Source organism: Noviherbaspirillum agri (assembly GCF_054780595.1).
On record NZ_BAAGWA010000030.1, the window covers coordinates 1 to 5382 of the forward strand.

The following is a 5382-nucleotide window of genomic DNA, read 5'->3' on the forward strand; positions in this document are numbered from 1 at the left end:
TGGCGTCAGGAATACAATGGCGAACGTCCGCATAGTTCGCTCGGCTACCTGACGCCGAATAGATTTGCAGAGAGTTTTTTAACCGCAGACTCTATGTCGATTTCGGACTAAATTGGGTAGCAGGTCATTTCCACCATTAAAGAAAGAGCACGCAGTCAGCAACGCTGAGAACCCAATACGATGGTTGCACTGCCGGAGAATCACTTGATGAACGGAGCGATGTATGACGAAAAACGGCAACTACGAATCCACCTCACATCTGATGCGTTGCATACCCTGTATGGGCGCGTTTATTGACCAACCAATTTTTGATCACAATGCCCTTAGTTCGCCTTATATGGAGCTTTAGATTAAGGCTCTGTAATGTAGATGCAATCTAAATGTAATCTTGGTATGGGCAAGGCTTGGTTGCGATGAACAGCTAACGCAAGTTGCTGAACTTTCAAAAAAAGCATTAGTCACATTTCAAGCGTTAGGTAACACAAAGAATAAACCAACCAACTGCACCCGGAGCTTCTTCCATGAAGAGTCATGCATCCCACGATCACGCCATGATGGGGCACGCAGCTATGCCCCGGCCGACGGACAGGAAAGGACATGACGAGCAGCAGATGCTCATCAATGATCATCTGTCGATGCTGTGGCCGCATTTCGTCAATCTTATGCTTGGGTTGTGGCTCATTACCGCGCCTTTCGCATTTGGGTATTTAAGCGCCCACACTCCAGATCCAGGCATTTTACGGGTTGCTGCAGAGCGCAACCTTCCCTCCGTAGAAACACGCGACCTATTCCTGACCTACAGCGACGTAATCAGTGGTGCACTGATTATCCTTTTTAGCGCCCTGTCCTTATCGCCAAAAAGGCGCTTTAGCTGGGCGCAATGGGCCAATGCTGTCGTGGGCTTTTGGCTGTTGATGGCACCACTCGTGTTCTGGGCGCCACTGCCGATTGCTTATCATAACGATACGCTAGTGGGCGCCTTGGTGATTGCTTTTGCGGTGTTGGTACCGATGATGCCGGGCATGAGCATGGAGGGCATGATGGGTGGGCCAGATGTGCCGCCCGGGTGGAATTACTCTCCTTCCACCTGGTTGCAGCGCCTGCCGATTATTGCCATGGCTCTAATCGGGTTTCTGATTTCCCGCTATTTGACGGCATACCAGCTGGGTCACGTCGATCAGGCATGGGACCCATTTTTTACGCCAGGCACCGAGGGTGTGATTACTTCGGAGATGTCCCAGGCCTGGCCAATTCCCGACGCGGGTCTGGGCGGCGTGGCCTATCTTCTGGAACTCCTTATGGCCTTAATGGGTGACAAGCGACGCTGGCGCACCATGCCCTGGATGGTGCTGATGTTTGGCATCCTAGTAGTTCCCCTGGGCGGCGTGAGCATCTTTTTTATTATTATGCAGCCGATCGCCATAGGCACCCTGTGTACCCTGTGCCTGGTTGGAGGCGTCGCCATGCTGGTGATGATTCCCTACGCGTTGGATGAACTGGTGGCAATGGGCCAGTTCATGCTGGACGCCAAGCGCAAGGGCAAGCCGTTGTGGCGGGTATTTTGGATGGGCGACGCCATGGAAGGCGGCAGTGAAGATACAGCCAAGGAATTCCGTGGCAGCTTGCGCGAAATGATCCGTGAGACCGTGGCAGGAACCACGTTGCCATGGACCCTGGTTGCAAGCAGCGTGCTTGGCGTATGGCTCATGTTCACCCGCCTGACTTTCGATACATCAGGCACGATGGCCAATAGCGACCATTTGGTCGGTGCCCTGGTGCTGACCGTTAGCTTCATAGCCATGGCGGAAGTCGGCAGGTTGCTGCGTTTCATCAATATCCTATTTGGCATATGGCTGATTGCAGCCCCTTGGTTCCTAGAAGGCATTTCCTCAGGCGCGGCGACTTGGAACAGCATCCTCGTTGGCCTGGTCCTGATTCTGCTGGGCCTGCCCAAAGGCGCAATCAAAAGCAGCTATGCCGGCTGGAACCGCTACATTGTCTAACCGACCGCGAAGGATGACATGATGCAAACACAGGAAGTGGTGGTGGTCACCGGCGCCTCAGCAGGAGTCGGACGCGCAATTGCGCGGGAGTTTGCCCGGCATGGAGCCTGGATTGGGCTGCTGGCCCGAAACCGCGAGACGCTCGAACATGTCAGGCAGGAAGTCGAGGCGCTGGGCGGCCGCGCAGTGGTGCTGGAAGTCGATGTTGCCGATCCCGCAGCCGTCGAACGTGCCGCCGATGAAGTGGAAGCGGCGTTCGGCCCGATCGATATCTGGGTCAACAATGCCATGGCATCGATGATTTCGCCGGCGCTTGAAATGACCGCCGAAGAATATCGCCGGGTAACGGAGGTCACCTACTTGGGATACGTGCATGGCACCCTTTCTGCATTGCGCCGCATGCAGCCGCGCAATCAAGGCACGATCGTGCAGGTGGGCTCAGCGTTGGCTTACCGCAGCATTCCCTTACAGTCGGCGTACTGTGGCGCCAAGCATGCCATCAAAGGCTTTACCGAAGCGCTACGTTGCGAACTGCTGCATGACGGCCTCAATATTCGTCTCAACATGGTCCAGCTGCCGGCCGTCAATACGCCGCAGTTCGACTGGATCCGCTCCAATATGCCTAACCAGCCCCAGCCTGTGCCGCCGATCTACCAGCCTGAAGTCATCGCACGGGCTGTTTATTGGTCGGCACACCATGACCGGCGTGAAATGTTAGTAGGCATTACGACGGTTGGCGCGATCTGGGCCAACAAATTTTTCCCGGGGTTGATCGACCGCTATCTGGCCAAAACCGGCTACCAGTCGCAGCAAACGGATGCGCCCATTCCCAGCGGCCGGCCCGACAATCTGATGCGGCCCGTGTTAAAGGACTATGGCGCGCACGGGCGTTTTGACAAGGGAGCGATCAACTTCAGTCCACAGGCTTGGCTGGATCGCCATCGGGCTCCTTTGTTGGGTGGTCTAGCCATGCTGGTCATTGCCAGAGCAGCCTACCAGCGCACGACACGCAACCGCTCGCTAAAGGCTTGACCAGATGAACGCTATGCACGCCCAGCCCGACCGGCCGATTGCCGATTATGCCATTATTGGCGACACGCGCACCGCTGCACTCATCGCTAGCAATGGCTCACTAGACTGGTGCTGCTTTCCGCATTTTGATAGCCCAGCAGTATTTTGCAAGCTGCTCGATGTCGAAAAAGGCGGCGAATTCCGTATCGAACCAATCGGCGACTACACTTCTGCACGCGCGTATCTTGATCGCACCAATGTGCTTTGCACTACCTTTTCCTGTACCGGCGGGCAATGCCGTTTGACCGACTTCATGACCATTGCAGCCGAAGAGGCTCCGGACAAGCGTGATGCCAACAGCAAACTTGTCCGAAGAATCGAGGGCGTAACGGGAGAATGCGCAATCGAAGTGGTCTTCCGCCCAACCTTTGATTTTGCACGCGACGCGGCGCGAATCGAACTGATTGGCAATCACGCCATTGCCTCTGGCGCCGGCACGACCCTCGTGTTGCACAGTACGGTGCCGTTGCAATATGACCGTGCCGGCACTGTGCACGGGCGGTTTGTCATCAAAGCAGGCCAACACGTGGATTTCTGCCTGGTGAACAATCCTCAGGACGACAGTATTGGCAATCAGTACCCTCAGTTCGACTACATGCTGGAGCAAACGATCAGCTTTTGGCACGCATGGTCAAGCCGCTGCACTTATGAAGGGCCGTATCGCGACCTGGTATTGCGCAGTGCACTGGTGCTGAAGTTGCTGACCTTTTCCCCGAACGGCGCCGTGGTGGCCGCACCTACGACTTCTTTGCCAGAAGAAATAGGAGGGGTGCGCAATTGGGATTACCGGTATACCTGGATTCGCGATTCTTCCCTCATTTTGGATGCCTTAATGTCCATCGGATTTCATGAGGAAGCGCTCCATTTTTTTGACTGGATCGAGTCGCTCGGCCTCAAACGCAAGGGGCATTTACAGATCATGTATGGCATCGACGGCCGCACAGATTTGCACGAAGAAATTCTGCCGGATCTTGCAGGCTATCGTCAATCACGTCCCGTGCGAATCGGCAACGCCGCCGCACAGCAAAAGCAGCTTGACATCTATGGTGAATTGCTCGAAGCCGTTGCGGTGTGCTATCAGTCCATGCGCATGACGCCGCCTGATTCTGAAACCTGGGCAATCTACCGCTACGTGGCCAATCAGGCAGTAGAACACTGGCAGGAACCGGACGAAGGGATCTGGGAAGTACGTGGTGCGCAGCTTCATTTCCTGTATTCGAAACTGATGTGCTGGGTAGCGGTGGACCGGGCCATTTTGCTGGCGGACAAGTACCATCTACCCGCGGATCTGGAGCGATGGCGCCAAACACGGGAAGACATACGCAGTGCAATCCTGGCCCGGGGGTATGACGAAGAACTAGGCGCATTTACCCAGGCATTTGGCGTCAAGGCCTTGGATGCGAGCGCGCTGACCATTCCGCTGGTGGGCTTTCTTCCAGCGTCCGACGCGCGTGTACAGTCCACGATCCGACAGATTCAAGCCCAGCTCAGCGCTAACGGACTGGTATACCGGTATCTCAATGAAGACGGGTTGCCTGGGGGCGAAGCGACGTTTGCGTTATGCAGTTTTTGGCTAGTCGACAACCTCGTGATGGTTGGCCAAGTCAATGAAGCAAGAAAATTATTTGAAAGAATAGCCAGCTACAGCAATGATCTGGGCTTGTTTGCTGAAGAAATCGAGCCGGTCAGTAGAGAGCTGCTTGGGAATTATCCACAAGGTTTTACGCATTTGGCCCTAATTCGCAGCGCAGTCAGGCTAGCAAACGCTGAGGCAGCAAAGGACCGCTGATTGATAATTTCATTCAGTTTTCTCACAAAGCAATGCACTGCATTTTGCAAAATTAGCCTTGCAAACAGCAACCTGAAAATAGCCATTAGAAAAGGACGCCATCAATGCTGATTCATCCGATGCCCGATCCCATCGCCCTTTCAATTGGCCCCTTGTCGGTACACTGGTATGGGCTGATGTATCTGGTTGCCTTTGTCCAATTCATTGCGCTTGGCCGTTTGCGCATACGGCAACCGCATCTTGCCGCTGTCGGCTGGAAGAAAGAAAACTTGGACGACATGCTGTTTTATGGTGTGCTGGGGGTCGTTATTGGAGGACGCCTTGGCGAAGTCCTGTTTTACCAACCGGCCTATTACTTTTCTAATCCATTGGAAATATTCATGGTCTGGAAAGGTAATCCCCCCGAGAAAGAAGCGGATTTGAAAGTAGAATTTTCTCCCATCAGAAACGAGGAAGTTTTACATGAAGAAGTCGCGTTTTTCGGAAAGCCAAATCATCGCCATTCTCAAGCAGGCCGAC

5 protein-coding genes are annotated in these 5382 nt (G+C 54.3%); all 5 read left to right on the plus strand.

Annotation, left to right across the window (positions count from 1 at the left end; all coding sequences use genetic code 11):
* Positions 1-111 (plus strand): integrase core domain-containing protein (locus ACYVIA_RS22125; RefSeq protein WP_460844156.1); only part of this gene is annotated, 111 nt, incomplete at its 5' end.
* A gap of 410 nt (positions 112-521) precedes the next feature.
* A complete protein-coding gene (locus ACYVIA_RS22130) occupies positions 522-2003 on the plus strand; it encodes a vitamin K epoxide reductase family protein (protein ID WP_460844448.1) in 1482 nt (493 codons plus the stop codon).
* A gap of 21 nt (positions 2004-2024) precedes the next feature.
* Positions 2025-3035, plus strand: coding sequence for an SDR family oxidoreductase (locus ACYVIA_RS22135; RefSeq protein WP_460844453.1), 1011 nt, complete (start codon positions 2025-2027; stop codon positions 3033-3035).
* A 4-nt stretch (positions 3036-3039) separates the two neighbouring features.
* A complete protein-coding gene (locus tag ACYVIA_RS22140; protein WP_460844449.1) occupies positions 3040-4863 on the plus strand; it encodes a glycoside hydrolase family 15 protein in 1824 nt (607 codons plus the stop codon).
* A gap of 104 nt (positions 4864-4967) precedes the next feature.
* On the plus strand, positions 4968-5382 hold a 415-nt coding region (locus ACYVIA_RS22145; protein WP_460844451.1), incomplete at its 3' end, for a prolipoprotein diacylglyceryl transferase.

Coding starts and splice junctions, on each gene's coding strand:
- ACYVIA_RS22130 (WP_460844448.1), top strand. CDS start 522: ATGAAGAGTCATGCATCCCACGATCACGCCATGATGGGGCACGCAGCT.
- ACYVIA_RS22135 (WP_460844453.1), top strand. CDS start 2,025: ATGCAAACACAGGAAGTGGTGGTGGTCACCGGCGCCTCAGCAGGAGTC.
- ACYVIA_RS22140 (WP_460844449.1), top strand. CDS start 3,040: ATGAACGCTATGCACGCCCAGCCCGACCGGCCGATTGCCGATTATGCC.